This window comes from Pseudomonas sp. RIT-PI-AD (genome assembly GCF_025642785.1).
Lineage (GTDB): Bacteria > Pseudomonadota > Gammaproteobacteria > Pseudomonadales > Pseudomonadaceae > Pseudomonas_T.
Genome location: NZ_JANZKU010000005.1, coordinates 249,887 through 274,090, shown reverse-complemented (window position 1 = coordinate 274,090; position 24,204 = coordinate 249,887). Strand labels below are relative to the sequence as shown.

General features: G+C 60.1%; 24 protein-coding genes. 19 read left to right on the top strand and 5 right to left on the bottom strand.

The window, feature by feature from the left end; translation table 11 throughout:
- From cobF to OGL92_RS06990, 3 genes are all read right to left on the bottom strand, one after another.
- Nucleotides 1–744 (bottom strand): precorrin-6A synthase (deacetylating) (gene cobF / locus OGL92_RS07000; protein ID WP_263142107.1); only part of this gene is annotated, 744 nt, incomplete at its 3' end.
- 449 nt (nt 745–1,193) lie between these two features.
- The gene (locus OGL92_RS06995; protein WP_263142105.1) at nt 1,194–1,532 is read right to left on the bottom strand and encodes a hypothetical protein; all 339 of its coding nucleotides are present in this window, start codon (nt 1,530–1,532) and stop codon (nt 1,194–1,196) included.
- Nucleotides 1,533–2,400: 868 nt separating this feature from the next.
- Entirely contained in the window at nt 2,401–2,898 is a 498-nt protein-coding gene (locus tag OGL92_RS06990; RefSeq protein WP_263142104.1) for a ferritin-like domain-containing protein, read from the bottom strand.
- 794 nt (nt 2,899–3,692) lie between these two features.
- On the opposite strand from OGL92_RS06990, the gene OGL92_RS06985 reads away from it, so the two are divergent.
- From OGL92_RS06985 to OGL92_RS06895, 19 genes are all read left to right on the top strand, one after another.
- Nucleotides 3,693–4,526 carry an ABC transporter ATP-binding protein gene (locus OGL92_RS06985; RefSeq protein ID WP_263142102.1) on the top strand — a complete coding sequence of 278 codons (834 nt, stop codon included), beginning with the start codon at nt 3,693–3,695 and terminating at the stop codon, nt 4,524–4,526.
- Nucleotides 4,527–4,585: 59 nt separating this feature from the next.
- Nucleotides 4,586–5,551, top strand: coding sequence for an ABC transporter substrate-binding protein (locus OGL92_RS06980; RefSeq protein WP_263142124.1), 966 nt, complete (start codon nt 4,586–4,588; stop codon nt 5,549–5,551).
- Between the two features lie 34 nt (nt 5,552–5,585).
- Nucleotides 5,586–6,362 carry an ABC transporter permease gene (locus tag OGL92_RS06975; RefSeq protein ID WP_263142101.1) on the top strand — a complete coding sequence of 259 codons (777 nt, stop codon included), beginning with the start codon at nt 5,586–5,588 and terminating at the stop codon, nt 6,360–6,362.
- Nucleotides 6,362–7,126: an SDR family oxidoreductase gene (locus OGL92_RS06970; protein WP_263142100.1), complete on the top strand. Its 765-nt coding sequence runs from the start codon at nt 6,362–6,364 to the stop codon at nt 7,124–7,126. The genes OGL92_RS06975 and OGL92_RS06970 overlap by 1 nt, the downstream gene beginning before the upstream one ends.
- Before the next feature lie 30 nt (nt 7,127–7,156).
- Nucleotides 7,157–7,696, top strand: a complete 540-nt coding sequence (locus OGL92_RS06965; RefSeq protein WP_263142097.1) for a cupin domain-containing protein — start codon at nt 7,157–7,159, stop codon at nt 7,694–7,696.
- Nucleotides 7,697–7,700: 4 nt separating this feature from the next.
- Nucleotides 7,701–8,573 carry an alpha/beta hydrolase gene (locus tag OGL92_RS06960; protein ID WP_263142093.1) on the top strand — a complete coding sequence of 291 codons (873 nt, stop codon included), beginning with the start codon at nt 7,701–7,703 and terminating at the stop codon, nt 8,571–8,573.
- Nucleotides 8,570–9,391 (top strand): IclR family transcriptional regulator, encoded by an 822-nt coding sequence (locus OGL92_RS06955; RefSeq protein ID WP_263142091.1) that lies wholly within the window; start codon nt 8,570–8,572, stop codon nt 9,389–9,391. Before OGL92_RS06960 ends, OGL92_RS06955 begins: the two co-directional genes overlap by 4 nt.
- 1 nt (nt 9,392) lies before the next feature.
- A complete protein-coding gene (locus OGL92_RS06950) occupies nt 9,393–10,190 on the top strand; it encodes an SDR family oxidoreductase (protein WP_263142089.1) in 798 nt (265 codons plus the stop codon).
- Nucleotides 10,183–11,865 carry a thiamine pyrophosphate-binding protein gene (locus OGL92_RS06945; RefSeq protein WP_263142088.1) on the top strand — a complete coding sequence of 561 codons (1,683 nt, stop codon included), beginning with the start codon at nt 10,183–10,185 and terminating at the stop codon, nt 11,863–11,865. Before OGL92_RS06950 ends, OGL92_RS06945 begins: the two co-directional genes overlap by 8 nt.
- A gap of 10 nt (nt 11,866–11,875) precedes the next feature.
- Nucleotides 11,876–12,679, top strand: a complete 804-nt coding sequence (locus OGL92_RS06940; protein ID WP_263142086.1) for an aspartate dehydrogenase — start codon at nt 11,876–11,878, stop codon at nt 12,677–12,679.
- 24 nt (nt 12,680–12,703) lie between these two features.
- Entirely contained in the window at nt 12,704–14,200 is a 1,497-nt protein-coding gene (locus OGL92_RS06935) for an aldehyde dehydrogenase (protein ID WP_263142084.1), read from the top strand.
- On the top strand, nt 14,197–15,162 hold the full coding sequence (locus OGL92_RS06930; protein ID WP_263142083.1) for a VOC family protein: 966 nt from the start codon (nt 14,197–14,199) through the stop codon (nt 15,160–15,162). The genes OGL92_RS06935 and OGL92_RS06930 overlap by 4 nt, the downstream gene beginning before the upstream one ends.
- Nucleotides 15,159–15,476, top strand: coding sequence for a hypothetical protein (locus OGL92_RS06925; RefSeq protein ID WP_263142081.1), 318 nt, complete (start codon nt 15,159–15,161; stop codon nt 15,474–15,476). Before OGL92_RS06930 ends, OGL92_RS06925 begins: the two co-directional genes overlap by 4 nt.
- Before the next feature lies 1 nt (nt 15,477).
- Nucleotides 15,478–15,699: a recombinase-like helix-turn-helix domain-containing protein gene (locus tag OGL92_RS06920; RefSeq protein WP_263142079.1), complete on the top strand. Its 222-nt coding sequence runs from the start codon at nt 15,478–15,480 to the stop codon at nt 15,697–15,699.
- Nucleotides 15,700–15,717: 18 nt separating this feature from the next.
- The gene (locus OGL92_RS06915) at nt 15,718–16,752 is read left to right on the top strand and encodes an aromatic ring-hydroxylating dioxygenase subunit alpha (protein ID WP_263142077.1); all 1,035 of its coding nucleotides are present in this window, start codon (nt 15,718–15,720) and stop codon (nt 16,750–16,752) included.
- Nucleotides 16,749–17,228: a RidA family protein gene (locus OGL92_RS06910; protein WP_263142072.1), complete on the top strand. Its 480-nt coding sequence runs from the start codon at nt 16,749–16,751 to the stop codon at nt 17,226–17,228. Before OGL92_RS06915 ends, OGL92_RS06910 begins: the two co-directional genes overlap by 4 nt.
- A gap of 3 nt (nt 17,229–17,231) precedes the next feature.
- On the top strand, nt 17,232–18,191 hold the full coding sequence (locus OGL92_RS06905) for a PDR/VanB family oxidoreductase (protein ID WP_263142069.1): 960 nt from the start codon (nt 17,232–17,234) through the stop codon (nt 18,189–18,191).
- Nucleotides 18,192–18,608: 417 nt separating this feature from the next.
- Nucleotides 18,609–19,859, top strand: a complete 1,251-nt coding sequence (locus OGL92_RS06900) for a hypothetical protein (RefSeq protein ID WP_263142067.1) — start codon at nt 18,609–18,611, stop codon at nt 19,857–19,859.
- Nucleotides 19,860–20,197: 338 nt separating this feature from the next.
- Nucleotides 20,198–21,051 (top strand): IS5 family transposase gene (locus OGL92_RS06895; protein WP_263142066.1). Its coding sequence is split into 2 segments (ribosomal slippage): nt 20,198–20,546 and nt 20,546–21,051, totalling 855 coding nucleotides; the frame shifts between segments, so codons are not numbered across the junction.
- 195 nt (nt 21,052–21,246) lie between these two features.
- Here OGL92_RS06895 and OGL92_RS06890 read toward each other — a convergent pair.
- A complete protein-coding gene (locus OGL92_RS06890) occupies nt 21,247–22,650 on the bottom strand; it encodes an insecticidal delta-endotoxin Cry8Ea1 family protein (RefSeq protein WP_263142065.1) in 1,404 nt (467 codons plus the stop codon).
- A 188-nt stretch (nt 22,651–22,838) separates the two neighbouring features.
- Nucleotides 22,839–24,128, bottom strand: a complete 1,290-nt coding sequence (locus OGL92_RS06885; RefSeq protein ID WP_263142062.1) for a hypothetical protein — start codon at nt 24,126–24,128, stop codon at nt 22,839–22,841.
- Between the last annotated feature and the right edge of the window lie 76 nt (nt 24,129–24,204).

Genomic DNA, 24,204 nt, shown 5'->3' with positions numbered 1-24,204 from the left:
TTTCAGCAGGTAGGTGTCCATGATCCAGCCGTTGGCTTCGCGCGCGGCTTTACGCACGTTCTCTATTTCTTCGGCGACGTCCTTGAGCTTGCCCGAGATCAGGATCTCGTCCGGCGTTCCCAGATAAGCCCCCCAGTAGATGTCGAAGTCCTCGTCGACCACCGTCTTGTAGCTGTTTTCCGCGTCCAGCATCACCACGATGCTGTCGGACTGGGGGCATTCCCCGATCAAGCGCCGCCCCGTCGTGATTTCCACGGAACGCCCGATATTGTTCAGCGGCACCTTATGTTGCGCGGTCAACGCCTGGACGCTGGTGATGCCCGGAATCACCTCGTAGTCGAACGCATGGCGCCCTTCTTCGAGGATGGCCTCGAGGATTCGGATGGTGCTGTCGTACAGCGACGGATCGCCCCACACCAGGAAAGCCCCGCACTCGCCCTCACCCAGCTCCTCGCCGATCAGCCGCTCGAAGGTTCGTTGCTTGTCTTCGTTCAGCTCATCGATGGATGTCCGGTAGTCGTCTGCCTCGCGCTGGCGCTCGGGATTCAGCGCTTCGACCAGCCGATAGGTCTTGTCGAGGATATAGCGCTCGCATATCTCCCGACGCAGGTGGTTGAGCTTTTCCTTGCTGCGGCCCTTGTCCATCAGGAAGAAAACATCGGTTCGGTTAAGCGCGTTCACCGCCTGGAGGGTGATGTACTCCGGATTGCCGGCGCCGATGCCTATGACCAGTATTTTTTTCATGAACGCCTTCGACTATGCACGACTAAGACAGCGCCAAGGGCGTAGGAGCATCTTCGGTCATTTGGAAATGACGAGCTCGCCCTGCCCGGGAAGGCCGACCTGCATGCGCTCAGGCCGGCCACGTTGGGTGCGGAAGCTAGGGTCTGCACGAAAAGCCGTCAAGCGAAAGCCAGGCGAAGCGGTTCTCAACGAGGCCTTGCAGACGCACAAGTACTCATGCGCAGAACCTGGCACCGACCGCTCTCCAAGCCCGGCACAGCGGCGGAAGATGACGCGATGCGCCGCCCCGGCCCCAGGGCCATTCGTGCGAGCGAACCCATGACAGATGCTTTAGTCAGGGATCGAAAGGAGCCACGTCCCATGGCGCTACGCGGCGGCCTTCGGTGAAGAGCCGGCGCCCCGCGTCGTCCATCCAGTCCGCAGCTCGGCGAGGAGCCCTTGCCTGCGAATCAATAGGGGGACGGTGACGACTTGGTGAAGGCGGTAGACGGCGTCAAGGTGGCCGCCCAGAGGAATTCGGCGACATCACCCAGCCAAACCGGACGAGCACGCTTGGCCGCCCAGATCATCGCCTCCTCGAGGCTGAAGACGCTGCACAGCACATGGTGCTCTTCGATCAACCGCATACCCTGGGAGCCGTACACGCCGAAGAATACTTCGATGCCGCGGTACTGGCTCAACCGCCCTTGGATTTCGAGGTGATGACCGTTCGGATGGGTTTTCTCGAAAAATCTGTCGCATGGACCGATTTTCACGAAGTCCCGGTAGCAATTTCCGCGACTGAGCATGCTGTATCTCCCTCACGCCATGACGGGCGGTGCATCGCATGCGCGTTGAACTTCTCTGTTATTTTCGAAAATCCCGCCCATGCAAAATTCACTCGGGGATCGCCGGAGGCGCCTAACGGTACGGATGGTACGGATGGTACGGATGGTACGGATGGTACGGATGGTACGCCATGGCGAGACGGGATTATCGATCAATAGGTTGCAGGCAATGCGGATGGGCCGTTCGAAGAGGCCATCGGACGCTTGTCGACTCCATCTTCCAGCCTGATCACTTCCGAAGTCAGCCGCGACGCGATGCACCGTGCGCTCGACTGCTGAGGCCTCGCGTATTAACGAGAAAGCACTCATGGCGCTTCGCAATGGAGAAACCTCGGCATATGTATGTACGCCATCTATCTCACCCCAGTCTTTGAATGAGCGGCTCGGGCCTTTGCACGCCGAGCGACGCCACGCCTGATATGCCCTTTGGGAAACGACACTCGTTGGAACGAGGGTCACCTGACTCTATACGGGCACGATCGGCAGAACCAACAGGGTCATCCGAGGGCAACCGGCATGAGTCATATGGGGTGCCAGGACTCTAGACTGGCCAAGCCATTTCCGGTTGAAACGCCATGCCCACGCATAAGTACAGAACAGCAGCGCTGGCGTTCACCTGCGCAACAGCATCGAGGGCGAAGCTCAGCTGAGAAGAATCCCTCTTCATACATACGATAAATGCCCGCGTGTTGATTTACCCGGAATACTGAACGAAGCGACATGCTGACGTGTCGAGTTTCAATTCCAAATTCAAAGCGTTCAAGACAAGACGTTCAAAGGACTCCAAAAAAAAGCCCCGCACTTGCGGGGCTTTTTAAATGGAGCGATATCAGGACTTCAAGGTAGCCGCTTGATTTCCGCCCTGCTCCGCGATCGCGCTGAGCTTTTCATCGGTGGCTTTTTCTTCTTTCAATGTATCGCCCAGCAGGCGCGCAGCATCTTTCAAACCCATGAACTTGGCCATGGAGATCAAGGTGCCATAACTGGCGATTTCATAGTGTTCGACTTTCTGAGCCGCGCCGATGAGGCCGGCGTCCAACACCTCACCCTTTTCAATTTCCTCGATCAACTCCTTCGACTCCTCCACCAGACCTTCCATCGCCACGCACTTCATGCGTTTCAACTTCAAACCCGAGGCCTCGACGAGTTGATCGATACGCTCGATCTGGCCCTGGGTCTCTTCCAGGTGAGCCTTGAACGCCTCGACCAGAATGGGATTGGTGGCAGCACGCGCCATGCGCGGAAGCGCCTTGGTGATCTGCTTTTCAGCGCTATACATATCGGACAGTTCATGAATGAACAGATCTTCGATGGTTTTCCTAGCCATGTGCATCTCCAACGTCGTAGTAGTCAAGTTATTCCGACCCTAATTATTCAAGGCCTTTCGTGATCGACGAAGGAAATAGCAGCATTCATGCCAATAAAAAACATAGGAGAATCAATAAACCTATCCATGGGTAAGATGCATTTTGCATGAGCCTCTCAACGAGGGACGGCAAACTGCACGATTTCCCGGCCAAGGCCTTACCCATCTATTTACGTTTCTTTGCGAATGGCATTTTCCGCACATACGAATTCATTAAAACGAACACGTTATTCAGGGCTCATTAAATCCAACGATCCAAACGCCGACTCCGCGAACCCGACGATAGGCGAAAGATGCCCTCAAAGCGAAGTCCTTGAGAAACACTCGTTCCAACGGCGTTGATCATCCTTACATGGGACATCCCCGAATCGATCGAGCAGGACGTTTGCCTCTAACGAGCAAGGGGTTACGGCCTTCGATCATTTCAGCGCGGTCAGCGCAAGACGTCCTCGCGCGCCAAAGCTCATAAACCCAATACGCCCGCCTTGTTTCATATATAAAACATTGTTTCATAAAAGCACGTTTATCTCGCATAAGTCGGTAACGGCGCACAGGAAATGTGCAGCCTCGTATCACTATCAAAATATCGTTTTATATATGAAACGAATTAGCTGCGGATAAATCTTTTAACCGATTGATTAGTAAAGGCTTTCCTCTTTAAGCAAGTAGAAAAGCTCGAATGGCATTGTTCATGCACTAGACACCGTATCACCAGTAAAACAGACCAGAGACCCTCCCCAATGGCTGTGAAAGAGATGTTCGCAATCGCCCCTGAATGGAATGAGGTTCGTCGCCAACCTAGCGGGCCGACCGAAATCGAGTTTCGCAATGTCGGCAAATGTTTTCCGGCCAAAGGGAAAGCCGCTGCGCCATTCGCCATCCGCGACGTGAGCTTCAAGATCGCCCGTGGCGAGGTGGTGTCGATCATCGGCCCGTCCGGTTGTGGCAAGAGCACCATTCTCAACATGGGCTCGGGTCTCTACCGCCCCAGCGAAGGCGAGGTCTTCGTCGGCGGCGAAGCGATCGACGGCCCGGTGAAGAAGGTCGCCTTCATGCTGCAGAAGGACCTGCTGATGCCTTGGCGCAGTATCCGCCGGAACGTCGAGCTGGGTCTGGAGATCCAGGGCATGGCGGCCGCCGAGCGCCGGGTGATCGCTGAGGACCTGCTCGACCGCTGCCACCTGCAAGGCTTTGCCGACCACTACCCGTTCCAGCTGTCCGGCGGCATGCGCCAGCGCGCGGCCCTGGCACGCACCTTGGCCATGGACCCGCAGGTGCTGTTCCTCGACGAGCCGTTCTCGGCCCTGGATGCGCAAACCAAGATGGTCCTGCAACAGGACATGGCACGCATGCTGTTCGAAGAAAAGAAAACCGCGCTGTTCATCACCCACGACCTGGTCGAGGCCATCGCCATGTCCGATCGCCTGCTGGTGATGAGCGCCCGCCCCGGCACCATCATCGAGGAAATCGTCGTCGACCTGCCGTACCGGGAAAACCCACTGGAACGCCGCAAGCTCGCCGAGATAGGCCCTCTCGCGGGGCGCCTGATGGACCTGCTCAAAGTGGGCGAAGACACCGAACTGGATTGATCACCGCCGACCACGATCCTTCAACGCATTCAGGAGCCACCATGTTCAAATCCGCTGTCATGACCCTCTCGGTCGCCCTTGGCCTGAGCTGGGCATTCGCCGCCCAGGCCGCGACCGACGTTACCTACCTGTTGCCCGCGCCGCCCAATTCGCCGGCGTTCGCGCCGTGGATCATCGCCAAGGAAAAGGGCTACTACAGCGACAAGGACTTGAACATCACCTTCATCGCCGCCAAGGGCGGGGTCGACGTGGCCAAGCAGATCGGCGCGGGTAACGCGCTGGTCGGCGGAGCCATCGGCGATACGCCTATCGTGGTGCGCGCCAACGGCATTCCGGTGCGCGACGTGGCGGTGCTCGGCGCAGGCGGCGTGACGGTGATCGCCACCAACGCCGACGAGAACATCGGCTCCATCAAGGACCTCAAGGGCAAGACCTTGACGGTGATGTCCTATTCCGACACCACCTACTACGCCCTGCTCGCTTCGCTGCGCAAGGCGGGCCTGGAGAAAACCGACGTCAATGTCCAGGCCGCGGGTCCGGCGGGCGTATGGCAGTTGTTCGCGGCGAAGAAGTCCGCCGCCATGGCCGGCGTCCCCGACTGGGTCACCGACTCGGAGGAAGCGGGGCTCAAGGTCAAGCTGATCCCCCAGGATCAGGTCTTCGAAAGCATGGCGCAGTCGATCATGGCCTCGGACGACGCCATCCAGAACCATCCCGAGGTCGTCCGTGGCGTGGTCCAGGCCACCCTGCAAGGCATGCGCGACATCATCGCCGATCCCCATGCCGCCGCCGCCACCTTCGTCAAGGCGGTACCCAGTTACGCCGGCAAGGAAGCGCAATTGGAGAAGACCTTCAAGCTCTACATCGACCACGTCTACGCCCAGCAGGCGGTGCTCGGTCGCATCGACCCGCAGCGGCTGGAGAAGGTCCGCCAGTTCTACGTGAGCGAAGGCATCGTCAGCAAGGAACCGAAGCTCGAAGACCTCTACACCAACCAGTTCGTCGACACCGCCGCCGCCCAGTAGCGGCCCGGGCCAGCAGCACAAAGGTGCCTCCGTGATGAAAAGCCTCAACAACTCGCTGTTCGGCAGCTTCGTTCTGCTGATCCTGTTCCTCGCCCTCTGGCAATGGGGCCCCGGCCTGCTCGGCATGCCCGAATTCGTGATGCCCAAGCTGAGCCGCGTGGCCCAGGAAGGCGTGTCGATGTGGAACAGCAGCAACCTGCTGGGACACACCCTGATCACCGCCGTGGAGATCGTCGTCGGCTTCGCCCTGGGGGCCCTGCTGGGGATCGTCATCGGCACCTCGCTGGGCCTTTCGCCCAAGGCCGAGGCCATGCTTTCGCCCTACATCCTGGCCTTGCAGATCGCTCCGAAGGTGGCCTTCGCCCCGCTGTTCGTGATGTGGCTGGGCTACACCGTGTACCCGAAGATCCTGATCGCCGTGCTGATCGTGTTCTTCCCGGTAATGATCAACGTGCTCTCGGCGATCCGCACCGTCGACCCGGACATGATCAACCTGGTGCGCACCATGAACGCCAACCGCTGGCAGATCTTCCGCCTGGTGGAATTCCCCTCGGCCATGGCCGCGCTGTTCTCCGGCTTGCGCATCGCCTCCACGCTGGCGGTGATCGGCGTCACGGTCGGTGAGTTGGTCGGCGGCAACCAGGGCCTGGGCTTCCTGCTCGTGGATGCCGAGGGCCAGGGCAACACCAGCGGCGTATTCGTCGCCATCGTCATGCTCACGCTGATCGGCGTGCTGGCCTATGGCGCCGTGGTCTGGGCCGAAAAACGCGTCCTGCACTACATGCCCAAAGCCATGCTGAGCACCAACTGATGAATACCCCTACCTCACTTCTGCAAGGCCGCCGCGTGCTGGTGACCGGTGGTGCCCGCGGCCTGGGCTATGCCTTCGCCCAAGCGATCGGCGAAGCCGGCGGCCGCGTGGTCATCGCCGATATCCTCGCCGAGCGCGTCCAACAGGCCGCCGCCGATCTGCGCGCGCAGGGCCTCGATGTCAGCGGCCTCGGCGTCGATCTGGCCGACCCGCTGTCGATCCAGGCCTGCGCCACCCAGGCCAGCGAATTGCTGGGCGGCCTCGACGGGCTGGTCAACAACGCGTCGGTGACCAATTCCGGCGGCAAGACCTGCGAAGAACTGAGCATCGACACCTGGGACCAGGTGATGCGGGTCAACGTGCGCGGCACCTGGCTGATGACCACTGCCTGCCTGCCCGCCCTGCGTGCCAGCGGCCAGGGCGCGGTGGTCAACCTGGCCTCCGACACGCCGTTGTGGGGAGCGCCGAACCTGATGGCCTACGTCGCCAGCAAGGGCGCGATCATCGCCATGACCCGCAGCCTGGCCCGCGAGCTGGGCGGCGACAACATCACCGTCAATGCCATCGCTCCGGGCCTGGTGCTGGTGGAAGCCACCGCCTACGTACCGGAAGCCCGCCACCGCCTGTACACCGAACAGCGCGCCATCCAACGCGCGCAACTTCCCGACGACGTCAGCGGCGCCGTGGTGTTCGCCCTGTCGCACCTGGCCCGCTTCATCACTGGACAAACCCTGCCGGTCAACGGCGGGTTCGTCATGCCCTGACCGATCAATGCCCCGAGAATGGAGACTGCCATGACCGACCTGTCCACCCCCCACGAAGCGCCGAAAAGCTGGGAGCGCCCAGCAGGCGCCAGCCTCGAAGCCTGGATGCAGACCCGCGTGGCGCGCTACGCGACGCGCCAGTACGACTGGAACGCCCTCAAGTTCCAGGCCGACTACGACCCCAAGTTCCGCCGCGCGCAAATGCGCTACATCGGCACCGGCGGCACCGGTGTGAGCAGCGACATGAACACCATCCCGTCGGAGCACTTCACCTTCTCCACCATGGTCATCCCGGCTGGCCATGAAGGCCCGCCCCACCTGCACACCGACGTCGAGGAAGTGTTCTTCGTACTGCGCGGCACGCTCAAGGTGGTGATCGAGCAAAACGGCGAGCGCTACGAGACCGTCCTCACCGACCGCGACGTGATTTCCGTACCGCCGGGCGTCTACCGCGAAGAGATCAACATCGGCGACGAGGACGCGCTGATGTGCGTGATGCTCGGCGCGAAGAAACCGATCACCCCGACCTACCCGCCAGAGCACCCCCTGGCCTCGATCAAGCGCGGATAAGCCCATGTTGCCAGCCACTACGCCCAGCCCGGTCGCTGAACTCGAAGCGCTGCTCGCCCGGCGGTTCGCCCAGCGCAGCCTGCTGCTCGACGACGGCCGCCAGGTCGTCCGCGAGATCGGCGACGGGCCGGCCATCGTGCTGCTGCACGGCATCGGCTCGGGGGCCGGGTCCTGGCTGGACGTGGCGCTGCAACTGGGCCAACAGGCCCGCGTGGTGGCCTGGGATGCCCCTGGCTACGGAGACTCCTCGCCGCTGGGGCCAATGGCCCCCAAGGCCGAGGATTACGCCGGGCGCCTGCTCGACACCCTCGATGCGCTGGAAATCGATGACTGCCTGCTGGTTGGCCACTCGCTGGGGGCCATCACCGCCACCGCGTTCGCCCACCTGCATCCACGCCGGGTGCGGCGCCTGGTACTGATCAGCCCGGCGCGCGGCTATGGCCATCCGAGCCGCGAGATCCAGCGCCAGCAGGTCCGCGGCAAGCGCCTGAGCGCCCTGGAGCAACTGGGCATCGCGCAAATGGCCGCCCAGCGCAGCGCCGCCATGCTTTCACCGCGTCCCAGCGCCAAGGCGCTGGAATGGGTGCGCTGGAACATGTCACGCCTCGACCCCCAAGGGTATCGCCAGGCCATCGAGTTGCTGTGCGGCGACGACCTGCTACGCCACACGCCGCTGACGGTGCCGTGCGAAGTGCACTGCGGCGAAGCCGATGGCATCACCGCTCCCGAAGCCTGCCTGAGCCTGGCCAAGGCATTGGGCGCGGCGTTCACCCTGATCCCCGATGCCGGGCATGCCAGCCCCATCGAACAACCTTATCTGGTGGCGGGCCGCCTGGCTTTCGCCCTCAAGGAATCACTGACAGGTAGCGTTCAATGAATGACTCCGATCTGAAGGATGCGCAGGACAAATACATCGTGCCCGGGTTGGAGCGCGGCCTGTTGCTGCTGTGCGAATTCAACCGCCAGAACCGTACCCTGACAGCCCCGGAACTCGCCCGGCGCCTGGAGTTGCCGCGCTCGACCATCTTCCGCCTGCTGACCACGCTGGAGACCATGGGCTTCGTCACCCGCAAGGGCAACGAATACCGCCTGGGCATGTCGGTGCTGCGCCTGGGCTTCGAATACCTGGCCTCGCTCGAACTGACCGAACTGGGGCAGCCGCTGCTGGCCCGTCTGTGCGACAAGCTCAACTACCCGAGCAACCTGGTGGTGCGCGATGGCCGTTCGATCGTCTACGTGGCCAAGGTCTCGCCGCCCTCGGTGTTCTCCAGCGCGGTCAATGTCGGTACCCGCCTGCCGGCCCACGCCACGGTGCTCGGACGGATCCTGCTGGAAGACCTGTCGCTGGCCGAACTGCGCGAGCTGTACCCCGAAGAGCATCTGGAACAGCACTCGCACTGCACGCCCAAGACCGTGCTGGAACTGTTCGACCTGGTCCAGCACGACCGCGAACGCGGTTTCGTGAGCGGCGAGGGCTTCTTCGAATCGGCCATCTCCACCGTCGCCGCGCCGGTGCGCGATCACTCCGGGCGCGTGGTCGCGGCGATGGGCGTGACCATTCCGACGCCGCAGATCGGTCACCTCAATTTCGAAGAACTGGTCGGCCAGGTGCGCCACGGCGCCGACGAACTGTCGCGCCTGCTCAATTACACCCCCAGCCATGGCAGCCGCGTCACCGCGCTGATGAGAGACTGACATGAGCCTTTATTCACTTCAGGGCAGCACGGCTATCGTCACCGGTGGCTCGTCGGGCATCGGCCTGGCCTGCGTCGAACTGTTGCTCGAAGCGGGCGCCGCCGTGGCCTTCTGCGGTCGTGACGAACGACGCCTGGCCAACGCCGAAAGCCCATTGCGCGAACGCTTTCCGCAGGCCCGCCTGCTGGCCCAGGTGTGCGACGTACTGGACGCCGCCTCGGTCAAGGCCTTCGCCGCCGCCAGCCTGGAAGCGTTCGGCCCTGCCCAGGTGCTGATCAACAACGCCGGGCAGGGACGCGTATCGACCTTCGCCGACACCACCGACGAGGCCTGGAGCGACGAGCTCAACCTCAAGTTCTTTTCGGTGATCCACCCCGTGCGCGCGTTTCTGCCGCAGCTCGAACAATGCCGGAACGCCTCGATCGTCTGCGTCAACTCGCTGCTGGCCTGTCAACCGGAACCGCACATGGTGGCCACCTCGGCGGCACGCGCCGGGCTGAAGAACCTGGTGCGCTCCATGGCCTACGAGTTCGCTCCCAAGCACATCCGCGTCAACGGCATCCTGATCGGCCTGGTGGAATCGGGCCAATGGCGCCGGCGCTTCGAAGCCCGTGAAGAACGCGAGCTGGATTGGCCGCAATGGACCGCGCAGTTGGCCGCGCGCAAACAGATTCCCCTCGCCCGCCTGGGCCTGCCGATCGAAGCGGCGCAGGCCATCCTGTTCCTGGCATCGCCCCTGTCGGCTTACACCACAGGCAGCCATATCGACGTTTCCGGAGGCCTGTCCCGCCATGCGTAACGACAACCAAGTGACCGTGGGCGCTGCTATCACCGCCTTTCTCGAACAGTGCGACGTGAAGGCCGCGTTCGGCGTGATCTCGATCCACAACATGCCGATCCTCGATGCCTTCGCCGTACGCGGCAACATCCGTTTCGTCATGGCCCGCGGCGAAGCCGGCGCCACCAACATGGCCGACGCCTATGCCCGCACCACTGGCGGCCTGGGCGTGTGCCTGACCTCCACCGGCACCGCCGCCGGCAATGCCGCCGGCGCCATGGTCGAAGCCCTCACCGCCGGCACGCCGCTGCTGCATATCACCGGGCAGATCGAAACCCCTTACCTGGACCAGGATTTCGCCTACATCCACGAAGCCCGCGACCAGTTGACCATGCTCAAGGCGGTGTCCAAGGCGGCCTTTCGCGTGCGCAGCGTGGAGACCGCGCTCAGCACCCTGAAGCTGGCCGTGCAGACCGCCCTCACCGCGCCCACCGGGCCGGTGAGCGTCGAGATTCCGATCGATATCCAGTCGGCCTTCATCAGCATGCCCACGGACCTCGCGCCGCTGCCGGTGCCGGTGGCCGTGCCCACCCCGGAAGCCCTCGACCAACTGGCCGAGCGCATGTTGCAGGCCAAGCGTCCGTTGCTATGGCTCGGCGGCGGCGCGCGCCACGCCGGCCAGGCGGTCAAGCGCCTGCTGGACATGGGGGTCGGCGTCATCACCTCGACCCAGGGTCGTGGCGTGGTCAACGAAGACGACGAGCGTTGCCTGGGCGCGTTCTCGCAGAACCGCCTGGTGGAAAGCTTCATGCAGAGCTGCGACGCCTTGCTGATCGCCGGTTCGCGGCTGCGCAGCAACGAGACCTTCAAGTACGCCCTGAAGCTGCCGGCCAACACCTTGCGCATCGATGCCAACCCGGCCATCGAAGGCCGCAGCTACTCCAGCGACCTGTTCGTGTGCGGCGATTCGGCACTGACCCTCGACGGCCTCGCCGATCGCCTCGAAGGCCGCCTGCAAGCCGACCCACGGTTCCTGGCGGAGCTCAAGGAAGTGCGGGCCAAGGCCCGCGCCGCGCTGATCGCCGACCTCGGCCCATACGCGGCCATGGTCGAGCAGCTGCAAGGCATGACCGGGCGCAACTTCAGTTGGGTGCGCGACGTGACCCTCTCGAACAGCATCTGGGGCAACCGCCTGCTCAACCTGTATCACCCGCAAGCGGGCGTGCATGCCCTGGGTGGAGGGATCGGCCAAGGGCTGGCGATGGGCATCGGTGCCGGCATCGCGGCGGCCGAATACGACCCGCAGCGCAAGGTGTTCGCCCTGGCCGGCGACGGTGGCTTCATCCTCAACCTCGGTGAACTGGCGACCCTGGTGCAGGAAAAAGCCAACGTGGTGATCCTGCTGATGAACGACCAGCGCTACGGGGTGATCCGCAACATCCAGGACGCCATCTACGGCGCCCGCCACGCCTACGTCGAACTGCACACCCCGAACTACAGCCAACTGGCCGAATCCATGGGCATCCGCCACGGCCTGGTCAGCGACCTGAAGGACTTCGCCGGCGTGCTGGAAAGCGCCTTCGGCGCGCCGGGCCCGTTCCTGCTGGAAGTGGACATGCTCGCGGTGGGCAACTTCGCCACCCAGTTCGCCGGCCCGCCCAACAGCGAAACCAAAGCCCAGAAGGCCACCGCCTGAGGTACGCGTCATGCTCCATATCACCATGATCGGCTGCGGCGCCATCGGCGTCGGCGTGCTGGAATTGCTGGAAAAAGACCCGCAGCTGTGCGTCGACCACGTCATCGCCTCGGCGGGCTCCGAGGACCTGGTGCGCCAGCGCCTGGCCAGTTTCAAGCAACCGCCGCGGGTGCTCACCGCGTTGCCGGCCGATGCCCGTCCCGACCTGCTGGTCGAGTGCGCCGGCCACCGGGCCATCGAAGAGCACGTGCTGCCGGCGCTGGAGCGCGGCATCGCCTGCCTGATCGTCTCGGTGGGGGCGTTGTCGGCAGTCGGCCTGGTGGAGCGCCTGGAAGCCGCCGCCGAACGAGGCAACACCCGCATCGAACTGTTGCCCGGTGCGATTGGCGGCATCGACGCGCTGTCGGCGGCCAAGGTCGGCGGCCTGGACTCGGTCAGCTACACCGGACGCAAACCGGCCAAGGCCTGGAAGAACACCCCGGGCGAACTGGCCTGCGACCTGGACGCCATCAGCGAAGCCACGGTGATCTTCCAGGGCAGCGCCCGCGACGCCGCGCGCTTGTATCCGAAGAACGCCAACGTCGCCGCCACGCTGTCGCTGGCCGGACTGGGCCTGGACCGCACCCAGGTGACGCTGATCGCCGACCCGGCGAGCGACGAGAACGTCCACCAATTCGAGGCCCGCGGCGCCTTCGGCGGCTTCGAGTTGACCCTGCGCGGCAAGCCGCTACAGGCCAACCCGAAGACCTCCGCCCTGACCGTCTACAGCGTGGTGCGCGCCCTCGGCAATCACGCCCATGCGATTTCCATTTAGGGCTGTTTTTTCAGGAGAAGTCCGATGACGACCGAACCCACCTTGCCCATCTGCGTCGCCGGCCAGTGGCGCGTGGGCCGTGGCGAGCGCTATGCCAGTCACTACCCCGCCACCGGCGAAGCGGTGGCCTGGCTCAACGCCGCCAGCCCGGAAGATGTCGAAGAGGCCGTGCAAGGCGCCCATCACGCCTTCCTGCACAGCGGCTGGGCGCAGCGCAAGCCACATGAGCGCGCCAGCGTGCTGTACCGCATCGCCCAGCTGATTCGCGAGCGCGGCGAAGAACTCGCCCAGTTGCAACGCCAGGACAACGGCAAGCCGATCGGCGAAACCCGCAACCTGGTCGCCAGCGCCGCCGGCACGTTCCAATTCTTCGCCGCCGCCTGCGAAACCCTGGAAGAAACCATCACGCCGTCGCGGGGCGACTTCGTCAGCATGAGCGTCTACGAACCGATGGGTGTGGTCGCCGCCATCACCCCGTGGAACTCGCCCATCGCCAGCGAAGCGCAGAAGGTCGCCCCGGCCCTGGCCGCCGGCAACGCGGTGGTGATCAAGCCGGCGGAAATCACTCCGCTGCTGGCCCTGCAACTGGCGCGCATTTGCGAACAAGCGGGCCTGCCCAAGGGGCTGATCAGCGTGCTGCCGGGCAAGGGCTCGGTACTGGGCGACGCCTTGACCCAGCACCCGCTGGTCAAGCGCGTGTCGTTCACCGGCGGCACCCGCACCGGCAAGCACATCGCCCATATCGCCGCCGACAAAATGATGCCGGTGTCGCTGGAACTGGGCGGCAAGTCGCCGACCATCGTGCTCGACGACGCCGACCTGGAACATGCCGTGGCCGGGGTGCTGTACGGCATTTTCAGTTCCTCGGGCGAAGCCTGCATCGCCGGTTCGCGGCTGTTCGTCGCGCGGTCGCTGTACGAGCCGTTCATGCAACGCCTGTGCGCCGCGGCGGCCACCCTCAAGGTAGGCGACCCGGCCGACGACGCCACGCAGATGGGGCCGCTGATCAGCGCCGCGCATCGCGAGTCGGTGGAGCGCTACGTGGCCCTGGGCCTGGCCGAGGGCGGCCACCTGCGCCTCGGCGGCCAGCGCCTCGCTGGCGGCGACTACGACAAGGGTTTCTTCTTCCCGCCGACGATTCTCGAAGGCCTGAGCAACCGCCAGCGCGTGTGCCAGGAAGAGATTTTCGGTCCGGTGCTGGTGGCCATGCCGTTCGACGACGAAGCCGAGCTGGTCGAACAGGCCAACGACAGCCTCTACGCCCTCGCCGCCGGCATCTGGAGCCGCGACTACAAGCGTGCCTGGGCCCTGGGCCGCAAGATCCAGGCCGGCACGGTATGGATCAACACCTACAAGCAGTTCTCCATTTCCACGCCCTTCGGCGGCTGGCGCGACAGCGGCCTGGGCCGCGAGAAAGGCCGGCTGGGCATCCTGCAGTACATGGAACAGAAGAGCCTCTATTGGGGCATGAACGAACAGCCGCTGGCCTGGGCCCGCGAGCACCGCGAGGTAACACCATGAGCGTACTGGGCATCGATGAAATCACCTACGGTGTGGAAGACCTCGGCACCTGTGCACGCTTCTTCGCCGACTGGGGCCTGAGCAAGGTCAGCGAAGCCAGCGACGAAGTGGTCTTCGAAACCCTCAATGGCTGTCGCGTGGTGCTCGCCGCCCACGACAAACCCGGTTTGCCGCCCGCCATCGAGAGCGGCTCGACCATCCGCGAAGTGGTCTGGGGCGTGGAGAGCGAAGCTGACCTGGCGCTCTACAGCCAGCGCATCGCCCACGATCCCGGTTTCGTCGAAGGCGACGGCCGCATCGGCTGCACCGACCCCAACGGCCTGGCGATCCGCCTGCAGGTCACGCGCAAGCGCGCGCTGGACATCGAATGCAGCGGCCACAACACCTGGCAGGTCAAGGGCCGGATCAACAAGCCGGCACCGGTCTACGAGCGCGCCACGCCGATCGAAGTCGGGCACGTGGTGTTCTTCGTCACCGACGTCAATGCCTGCGAGGCTTTCTACCAGGATCGCTTCGGCTTCCAGGCCTCGGACCGCTACCCGAACCGCGGGGCCTTTTTGCGTACCGCCGAAGAAGGCGGCCACCACGATCTGTTCATGCTGCAGTTGCCCGCGCCGCGCGCCGGCCTCAACCATGTGGCCTTCACCGTGCGCGACGTGCACGAGGTGTTCGGCGGCGGCATGCACATTTCCCGCAGCGGTTGGGCCACGGAAATCGGCCCCGGCCGCCATCCGGTGTCGTCGGCGTTCTTCTGGTACTTCAAGAACCCCGCCGGCGCGCTGGTGGAGTACTACGCCGACGAGGACCAACTGACTGGCGAGTGGCAACCGCGCGAATTCGAACCCGGCCCGACGGTGTTCGCCGAATGGGCGATCGCCGGCGGCATCGATGGCAACACCCGGCGCCAGCACAACGTCGAGGCGCCGCAGGGCAAGTTCCTCACGGACAAACCCAAGCCATGACCGACACGCTGCTGTTGACCCTGCTGCTCAAGCACGACCAGGCCAAGAACCTCGACGACATCCAGCAGCACATGAAAAAGGTCGACTGGTGGGAACGCTTTCCCGTCGAAGGCGTGCAGGTGGTGTCCTGGACCGTGGCCATGGGCCTTGGCCAGATCGTCACCCTGCGTCTGCCACCCGCCTTGCTGCCCCGGCTCAACCTGGAGCTGGAGCGTTCCGCCTGGGGCGTGTTCCGAACCGAATGCTACCCCACCTATGACTTTGTCCCGGTGCGCGAAACGATCCGCGAACGGGTCCGTAACGGAGGCCAATGAAATGAGCGAACCCTACAACGAAACCCACCAGACCCGCTCGCGCCCGAACACACCGTTCGAGGACTTGCTGGGCGATTCCATCGAGCGCGCCTTCGGCGCCGGCAAGTACGACCTGCCCAGCCTGCTCGAGCACCTGAACCTGGCCGGCCCGCCCTGCCCCCTCAACAACGGCGAATGGACCGCCGACACCTACAGCACCCTGATGGCCAAGCTCGGCGCCTGAGCCTCGGAGGATAAGAACATGAACATGCAGCTGACCGTCGATCCTGTGGAAAACATTCTCGCCAAAGGCCTCAAGGACCTCTGGTTCCCGCTGTTGCCTTCGACCCTGCTGGGCGACAAGCCCGTGTCGATTCGCCGCCTGGGCTACAAGATCGTGCTGTGGCGCGACAACGATGGCAGCGTTCACGCGCTGGAAGACCACTGCCCGCATCGCGGCGCGCCATTGTCCCAGGGTCCGGTGCTGGGCGATCGCCTGCAATGCCCTTACCACGGCATCGAAGTGCGCCGGGACGGCACCGTCACCAAGGTACCCGGCAGCCCCGGGTGCAAGCTCGAAGGCAGCCGGCCGACGCGCATGTTCCACGTGCGCGAAGTGGCGGGCGCGATCTTCGTCTTCAACGCCACCGACCCGCACCTGGCCGAGCCGCCGGAACTGGTGCTGCCCGAGCAACTGACCTCACCGGAGTGGAGCCACTTCCTCTGCTACACCGAGTGGAAGGGCGACTACCGCTACGTCATCGACAACGTCATGGACCCGATGCACGGCACCTACCTGCACAAGATGTCGCACTCCATGAGCGAAGGCGAGGCCACGGCCAAGTTCGTCACCCGCGACACCGAGCAAGGCTTCTTCTTCGAGAAGGAAGGTCAGCGCGGCGTCAACTTCGACTGGACCGAATTCCTCGATAACGGCTGCCATTGGCTGCGCCTGGAAATCCCCTATCCGAAGACCGGCGGCCCGGGCGGCAATTTCACCATCATCGGCAGCTACACGCCGGGCAGCACGCAGATGTGCGGCGTGTTCCACTGGCGCGCCCGGCCGCTGACCGGCTGGCAGCGCGATACCTGGCGCTTCCTCTACAAGAATCGCCTCGAAGCCCGCCACTGGGCGGTACTGGAACAGGACCGGGTATTGCTGGAAAACATGGAATTCGACGCGAACCAGCGGGAAAATCTGTACCAGCACGACCTCGGCGTGGTGCGCATCCGTCGCTACCTCAAGAGCAAGGCCAAGGAACAGATGGCGCTGATCGAGACCAAGGCCGTCTCATGAGCGGCGCCTCCAGCGCAGCCGTGGCGGTCCGCCGCGTCCAGGCCCCGGGCCTGGGCGAGCTGGCCGCCGCCACCTGGTCCAATGCGCTGCTGATCGGCCACGAAGTGGTGATGTCCGGCATGACCGCCCACCCCGCCACACGCCAGGCCGCCGAGGCCGCTACGCCACTGGGCGCCTACGAGCAGACCCTGGTGGTGCTGGAGAAGGCCAAAGCGTTGGTCGAGGCCGCCGGGGGCCATATCGGCAATATCTACCGCCTGACCGTGTACGTCACCGCCATCGCCGACAAGGACGAAGTGGGCCGCGCTCGCCGGGACTTCTTCGCCGGCTTCGCGCACTACCCCACTTCGACCCTGGTGCAGGTCAGCGGCCTGGTCTTTCCCGAGCTGGTGGTGGAAATCGAAGCCGGCGCACGGCTCGACATCGACCTGCGCGCGGCCGTACCCCCTGTTCAAACGTCTATCAAGAAGGGCTGAACGATGTCCAATTCTTCCACCCTCACCGCGCTGGTCCATACCCTGCGCCATGAAGCCGAAGGCATCATGAGTGTCGAGCTGCGGCCGTTCGGCGACACCCTGTTCGCCCCCTTCGAGGCCGGCTCGCACATCGACCTGCACCTGCCCAACGGCCTGGTCCGTAGCTACTCGTTGCTCAATTCGCCGGCCGACCGGGGTCGCTACGTGGTCGGTATCCTGCGTGACCGCAACAGCCGCGGCGGTTCGCAATGGGTCCACGAGCAACTGCGGGTTGGCACCACCTTGCCGATTTCCCGGCCGCGCAACAATTTCGAACTCGACACCCACGCCTCCCATAGCGTGCTGGTGGCCGGCGGGATCGGCATCACCCCGATCTACTGCATGTTTCGCCAATTGTTGGCGCTGGGTAAGTCCGCCGAGCTGATCTACTGCGCCCGCACGCGTAAGGAAGCGGCGCTGGTCGAGGAACTCAGCGGTATCGACGCCAAAGTGGTGTTCCACTTCAACGACGAGAAAAACACCGTTCCCGACCTCCGTCACTATTTGGCGGGGCAACCGGCCGATACGCATTTCTACTGCTGTGGGCCGACGCCCATGCTCGATGCGTTCGAAAGCACCTGCGAAAGCCTCGGCTACCCCCATGCCCATATCGAGCGCTTTGCCGCAGCCGAACTGCCGCCATCCGAGGATGCCCAGGACAGCTACAGCGTGGAACTGAAGAGGTCCGGCAAGACGCTCTCGGTCGAACCCGGCCTGAACTTGCTCGACGTATTGCTCGAAGCCGGATGCGATATCGATTACAGCTGCCGCGAAGGTGTGTGTGGTTCCTGCGAAACCAAGGTGCTGGAAGGCGACATCGATCACCGCGATGGGGTATTGAGCAAGGCCGAACGCGCGGCCAACCAATCGATGATGGTATGTGTGTCCGGTTGCAAGAGCCGGCGCCTGGTACTCGACATCTAATTACTTGCAGTTGTGAAAGCTCTTGCCGACTTCCGTCGGCTTTTTTTGCCCGTATGAACACGAGAAACAAACCATCGCAATAGCTGAAACATTCCCTGCCCCAAGAAGTTTCGATTCGCACCATGTTCGCGCTTTTCGTGTGCACTTAGGTAACCCACGTTTTCGCAAGTTTCATCAGTGATACACGCCGCTCCGTTTCACAGGTAATTAATTGAAAATTAAAGATTTTTATTAATAAAAACTTTAATTTTAGAGATGGCATGCATTCTGCTTTATTCCTATTGGCTTACTGGTAAAACGGCAAGCCACCCCTGAAACAACACTTGATCGTGCAACTTCCAGGCATACGTATCCGCAGAGATAGGGGCCTCTTATTGCCGGTCAACTCAGCCGCCAGACAATGCAGGTGAGAGCGCGATGAATAAGTACATCATGGGAGTGGGGTTGTTGCTTAATGCGGGCCTGTGTGTCGCCGAGGCGGGCTCCGACCCCACCGCTACGCAATCGGTGGCCGCACCGGTTGTGCCGCAAGCGCCGAAGAAACCCTTTCCGCACATTTCCTGGCGCAGCGCCGACGGCGAGGCGAGCTTCGATGTGGGCGGCGCCTTGCGCACCAACTGGCGCGACGAGCACTGGGATACCAGCGAAAACAATACTCGCTGGTTGTTCGATACCCTGCGTTTCGATGTCAAGGGCACCTATAAGAAAGCATTCTTCGACATCAATTACTGGTTCTACGACCTCAACAAGCGCTCCATCGACCGCGGTTATGTCGGCTACAACCTCACCGAGCAATCCAACGTGCAGGTGGGCCTGCCGTTCAAGCCGTTCGGCCTGGAGCCTTATCCGCAGTTCGGCTGGAGCTATCACATCCCGTTCTTCATGGGGTATGGCGTGAGCGACGGACTGGGGGCCAAATACAGCTACAAGGACAGCGATTGGGACCTGCAACTGGGCTATTTCCCACGCATGGCGCCCAACGGCACGCGCTACTCCGGCGAGATTTCCCGCTACGCCGACGTCAAGGAAAACGCCGTGGCCTTCACCCAGTCCCGGCAGGACAACGAGAAACGCAACCAGGTCAACGCCCGCGTCGCCCGCACCTTCATCAGCGGCGACTGGAAGACCGAAATCGGTGCCTCGCTGGCCGCTTCGCAGCTCTACAACGAGACCACCGACGACAACGGCAGCTACTGGGCCGGCGGCTTGCATACGGTAATCAACAATGGCCCCTGGACCGCCACCGCCCAGGCGATCCGCTACGAGTACGACCCGAAAAACCCCAGCGGCGTCAGCGAGGATTCGGTGCTGATGGGCGGCAATGGCCTCACGCCGGCGTACCTGATCGCCTCCAAAGCCAACCTGGCGGCGCTGAACGTCAGCTACGACATCAACACCCCCGAGCTCGGCCCGCTGAAGAAAATCAAGGTCTACAACGACTACAGCCGCATGATGAAAGACAAGAGCGGCTGGGACGACTCGCAGATGTACACCTTCGGCGTGCAGTTGTTCGCCTTCCCGGTGATGGCCTGGGTCGACCTGACCTGGGCGAAGAACGCCAACCCCTTCGGTGGCGCGGAAAACGGCACGGGCTGGACCAACACCTCGTCCGAGGGCAGCAACCAGTGGTACTACCGGACCAACGTCAACATCGGCTACTACTTCTGATGCCGAAGGCCCACGTGGGTGGGCCGCTCGGCGAGAGAATCGAGTGATTGGTTTAGAGGATGAGCCAAACACCCTCGGAAACGTTGGTGCAGCGACGTTGCCGTCGGCTTGCGGAAGCAGCATCCAAAGCCCATGCACCTAATAACCGCCGCGGAAGGAAGAGGCTCACCACTCCAATGCTGCAACCGACTCGGTGGCGCCAGGCGTATGGCAATTGCAGGCACACTCATGCCGAGACAAACGGCCCAGGGCGGCCAGCGAAATGGAGGACTTGGGCCTAGGTTTTGTACGAAAAGTCGGTATGGGTAAAATTACCTCCATGATTGGCTGGAGGCCCCATGGCAAGGCGCTACGAACTCTGCGACGCATCGTGGGAATTGATCAAGGATCTGGTTTCTCCAGAGCAGAAAATGGGGCGCCCGCGCAGCGATGATCGCTTGGTGCTCCATGGAATCCTGTGGACCCTCTGCTCGGGCGCTGCTTGGCGTGATCTGCCGGAACGCTTTGGGCCCTGGTCGACGGTATATCAGCGCTTTCGTGACTGGCGCGATGACGGTACGTTCGACCGGATACTGGAGCGCTTGCACATCCAATCGAACCGGGAAGGGCTTATCGACCTAGACACCTGGATGATCGACTCCACTGCGATACGTACAACCCGAGCCTCTTCAGGTGCCGGGAAAAAAGGGGGCCTGAAGAACCGCTAGATCATGCTCTGGGGCGCAGCCGAGGCGGCCTTACCACCAAGATTCACATGATCTGTGACGCCAATGGCGTTCCGTTACGCTTCATGCTTTCACCAGGCCAAGCCAGCGATATCGCCCATGCCCAACCGCTGCTGGATCAGGTGCGAATTCCCGGTAAACCGGGACGACCACGCAAACGCAGCCGCTGGTTACTGGCTGACAAAGGCTATGACGCAGAACATCTGCGCCACTACTGCGACCGGTACCAAATGCAGCCGGTGATCCCGCTCCGGACTATGCCGCGCAAGCCTCGGCCAGGCCTTCCACGGCTCTTTGATCGTCCAAAGTATCGGCAGCGGAACATCATTGAACGGATGTTTGGCTGGTTAAAAGAGAACCGCAGGATAGGTACCCGCTACGACAAGCTGGCCAAGAGCTTTGCAGCTATGGTCACCTTGGCCTGCAGCCTTCGTTGTATGCGGTGGTACTTTTCGTACAAAACCTAGAATCTCCCCAAGCGTCTCAATTTAGCCTGTCTGTAGATATGTCATCAATAATGGAAAAAATCAACAAACAAGAATAATAAAAGCCCTGCAAGGGCAGGACTTTTATTTCCACACTGTAGTGGCCATACAGAAAAATAGGAGAAATTTCGAAGCTACGAAATAGTGAAGCTGACATCTACTTCTCACAAGCGGATGCTAGTACCCGTTAGGAGTAGTACAAACTCCATTAGCATCAAAATCATACTTCTTCCCGCTGATTTGTACGCCGTTTTCGCTGCGCGTCATCGCACCACCCAGCTTGAAGAAATACCAATGATCTACATTTGTAGCAGTATCTTTAATTTGTTTCCAACTGTTATTAAGCATTTCGCCTTCAGAGTCCATGTAGTACCACTCATCCCCATGATACCAACCGATGAACATTTCGCCTTTTTCAAATTTTTCACCCGCAGAATTTTTTTCATCATCTGTTTCACAAAGATAAAAGGTCTTGTAAACTCCGCCGCTCAACACCGACACCCATCCAGTAACCATTTGGCCCTGTGTAAATAGCCTCCCATTCATATTCTTAAACCCGTTTTTAGGACTGTAGTAGAACCACTTATTTTTTTCTTTTTTGAAACCAGTAACGCTTCTATCAACGGTCGGATTCGATGCAATAACGAATGTATCACTATCCAAAGTTTGAGCTTTCAGATTTATAATTTTCGTATAAAAATTTAACTGCGATTCAGTGCGCAGATGTCCACCAGTCTGGGCGTGAAAACTCGAATAGACCCTATACCAAACACCATAAATATAATTTTTATATTTAACAGCGACATCCTCAAACCTTGAGAAATACCTGCTATAGTGCTCAGCATCCATTTGAATCCTAGGATGCTTGACAGCGTTCTCCTGCATAAACTTCAAAAACATCAAATGAGCACTAGCAATTACGGTATAAACAGGCAGCTCTGCCACATCATAGCCGGGCGTAGAGGACTCTTTAATCAGCTCTTCAAACTTGACATTTATCATATCTGCATAACGTGCATTTGCAAGCTGAATAGTGTCTGAATATTCTTGAACCTCACTATAATCTTGAGGCAAATTATTCACTGAGTCTTCAAATTTTTTTAATACATCAAGCAGCGCTTCATTTTTTTGTTTCAATTTTGATATATCATAGTCCTCGATCTTCTTTCCCATTAAATCAGAAAGTTCTCTCATCATTTTCTGCAGCTTAGCTTCCTGCCCTGATGTATCCTCTTTCCATATTATTCCAATTAACGGGGTAATGATCGCACCCCCATAGGGGATTAGCGCAGTACCCAGCATTGTGAAGGTTCTAGCAGTATTATTGAAATTACCGCTATTTAGGTCCTTATAAATAACCGGTATCAACTTCTCTGCCATACCAAGCGTAGTCTTATAATTTGCCGTACCTGTTATTTTTGGCAAATCTTGCACATATTTATCAAGCTGAGCTAATGGATTTAGCTTTTTTTCATCTTCATAGTAATCTCCATCAGATTTTTGCTGGACTGATTTTCCTTGTTCAGCGAAATATTCATCCATGACAAACTTCAGTTCAAATTCTTTAAATTTGTTTTCCATATTATATTCTCCTTTTAGAGTCAAGATATGAGTTTATCTTGGCGGAAACAGCTCAGCAGGACATTCCTGAACGCAAGCTAAACAAGCCTTCAGTTGCTGTTACATCTACATTAGGCTACAAAATTTATAGCGGCAGGCATTCTAATGCCGGTTCAAAGGATCGCTAGATTTATTTAAGCAAGCACATATTATTTTATGGTACGTTCAATCCTCTCACTTTCACTCGCATGTATAGTCATTGAGTCTAGGATCAAGGTGGCAGAAACGGTAGGGTCATGCTTATAAGCAAGCAGATATTTTCTTACGGCCTCAAATCCATCCAGATGATTCTCTGTTATATTGCCGCCAAGAATATCTAAGCCAATATCAAGCCACACAGAACATTTTTCATACCAAGTGTTGTTTAGATCTCGAATAACTTGCGCCTCATGAGGATCGGCATTTCCGGTAGGGTCATAGGGAGAGTATAGGGGGCCCCACGACTCACATCGCCCAAGGTGAATTGAATTAGGCGGGTATCCTGTCGCAGTCATAAATAGAGTACATGCTAGACATGACGACATTTTCTTTGTTACGTCGCCTACAGCAATTTCATACGGTTCACAATTTGGACCAAGGCTGTAGCTCTTATAGATAGCCTGAATCATACCATGGGTATAGATCGCGATGTCTTCGGTACCTATATCGTCAACGAAATGCATTCCTGCATTACGCATTGAGATTGTTACAAAATCTGCACCATTCAAAGCCCCACAACCAGTCTCTCTTAGAAGCTTCCCAGCTTCTTCTCCCCCTATCAACCCCCATGGAACTAGCGTGTTGCTATCCGCACGTTTTCTCTTGTTCCATAGATGACTACTTGGCGCGGGCAACCATCGAGGATGTGGCTTGGGATCAATACCGCGCTTTCTAGGTACACAAAAGCGTGCGGTCGATAAGGGGCCTACCGGGCGTGTATCTCCTTGAACATTTTTGTTATCTACGAAGCCTGTATAAGCACCGCGTCCGGTGTACTGCGGAGTAGAAAGAGTTCGAATGCGCTCCCACAGTTGTTGCCCTTCTTTTGACAATGCTGGGGCAGAAACAAATGCCGGCGCTTGTTTTCCCGCAAGTTTGTAAACCCCCATAATCACCGCGCCGGGGTAGTAGCCAGGGCTTAGACCTGCTGTTACTTTACTGCTTTGATCCACTGCCGCACTCAAATACTTTACAATTGCATGGCTAATTTTTTTAACCACGGCTTCGAAAGCTATTTTTTTCCCTGGATGAAGGGAAGCGTCTAAAGGATCAATATCAAACTGAATTGTGTTTCCAGTTTGCTTGATATATTCAGCAGAAAACCCTAAAGCAACAGATGTCATTATCACATCTGCCTCCACCTCGGGATCTCCCAGCTCTGAAACTATTGACTTAGTTCGACGAAATCTATCAAGCCCTTGTAGGTTAATACTCTCTTGAGGCGTGTCAGACGATGCCATTACACTCTCCTTATGGGTACATTCTGCTGCTCTCTAAAAGCTGCTGCCAGCATATGTTGGCAGCAGCAACGCAACT

Coding starts and splice junctions, on each gene's coding strand:
- OGL92_RS06995 (WP_263142105.1), bottom strand. CDS start 1,532: ATGCTCAGTCGCGGAAATTGCTACCGGGACTTCGTGAAAATCGGTCCA.
- OGL92_RS06990 (WP_263142104.1), bottom strand. CDS start 2,898: ATGGCTAGGAAAACCATCGAAGATCTGTTCATTCATGAACTGTCCGAT.
- OGL92_RS06985 (WP_263142102.1), top strand. CDS start 3,693: ATGTTCGCAATCGCCCCTGAATGGAATGAGGTTCGTCGCCAACCTAGC.
- OGL92_RS06980 (WP_263142124.1), top strand. CDS start 4,586: ATGACCCTCTCGGTCGCCCTTGGCCTGAGCTGGGCATTCGCCGCCCAG.
- OGL92_RS06975 (WP_263142101.1), top strand. CDS start 5,586: ATGAAAAGCCTCAACAACTCGCTGTTCGGCAGCTTCGTTCTGCTGATC.
- OGL92_RS06970 (WP_263142100.1), top strand. CDS start 6,362: ATGAATACCCCTACCTCACTTCTGCAAGGCCGCCGCGTGCTGGTGACC.
- OGL92_RS06965 (WP_263142097.1), top strand. CDS start 7,157: ATGACCGACCTGTCCACCCCCCACGAAGCGCCGAAAAGCTGGGAGCGC.
- OGL92_RS06960 (WP_263142093.1), top strand. CDS start 7,701: ATGTTGCCAGCCACTACGCCCAGCCCGGTCGCTGAACTCGAAGCGCTG.
- OGL92_RS06955 (WP_263142091.1), top strand. CDS start 8,570: ATGAATGACTCCGATCTGAAGGATGCGCAGGACAAATACATCGTGCCC.
- OGL92_RS06950 (WP_263142089.1), top strand. CDS start 9,393: ATGAGCCTTTATTCACTTCAGGGCAGCACGGCTATCGTCACCGGTGGC.
- OGL92_RS06945 (WP_263142088.1), top strand. CDS start 10,183: ATGCGTAACGACAACCAAGTGACCGTGGGCGCTGCTATCACCGCCTTT.
- OGL92_RS06940 (WP_263142086.1), top strand. CDS start 11,876: ATGCTCCATATCACCATGATCGGCTGCGGCGCCATCGGCGTCGGCGTG.
- OGL92_RS06935 (WP_263142084.1), top strand. CDS start 12,704: ATGACGACCGAACCCACCTTGCCCATCTGCGTCGCCGGCCAGTGGCGC.
- OGL92_RS06930 (WP_263142083.1), top strand. CDS start 14,197: ATGAGCGTACTGGGCATCGATGAAATCACCTACGGTGTGGAAGACCTC.
- OGL92_RS06925 (WP_263142081.1), top strand. CDS start 15,159: ATGACCGACACGCTGCTGTTGACCCTGCTGCTCAAGCACGACCAGGCC.
- OGL92_RS06920 (WP_263142079.1), top strand. CDS start 15,478: ATGAGCGAACCCTACAACGAAACCCACCAGACCCGCTCGCGCCCGAAC.
- OGL92_RS06915 (WP_263142077.1), top strand. CDS start 15,718: ATGAACATGCAGCTGACCGTCGATCCTGTGGAAAACATTCTCGCCAAA.
- OGL92_RS06910 (WP_263142072.1), top strand. CDS start 16,749: ATGAGCGGCGCCTCCAGCGCAGCCGTGGCGGTCCGCCGCGTCCAGGCC.
- OGL92_RS06905 (WP_263142069.1), top strand. CDS start 17,232: ATGTCCAATTCTTCCACCCTCACCGCGCTGGTCCATACCCTGCGCCAT.
- OGL92_RS06900 (WP_263142067.1), top strand. CDS start 18,609: ATGAATAAGTACATCATGGGAGTGGGGTTGTTGCTTAATGCGGGCCTG.
- OGL92_RS06890 (WP_263142065.1), bottom strand. CDS start 22,650: ATGGAAAACAAATTTAAAGAATTTGAACTGAAGTTTGTCATGGATGAA.
- OGL92_RS06885 (WP_263142062.1), bottom strand. CDS start 24,128: ATGGCATCGTCTGACACGCCTCAAGAGAGTATTAACCTACAAGGGCTT.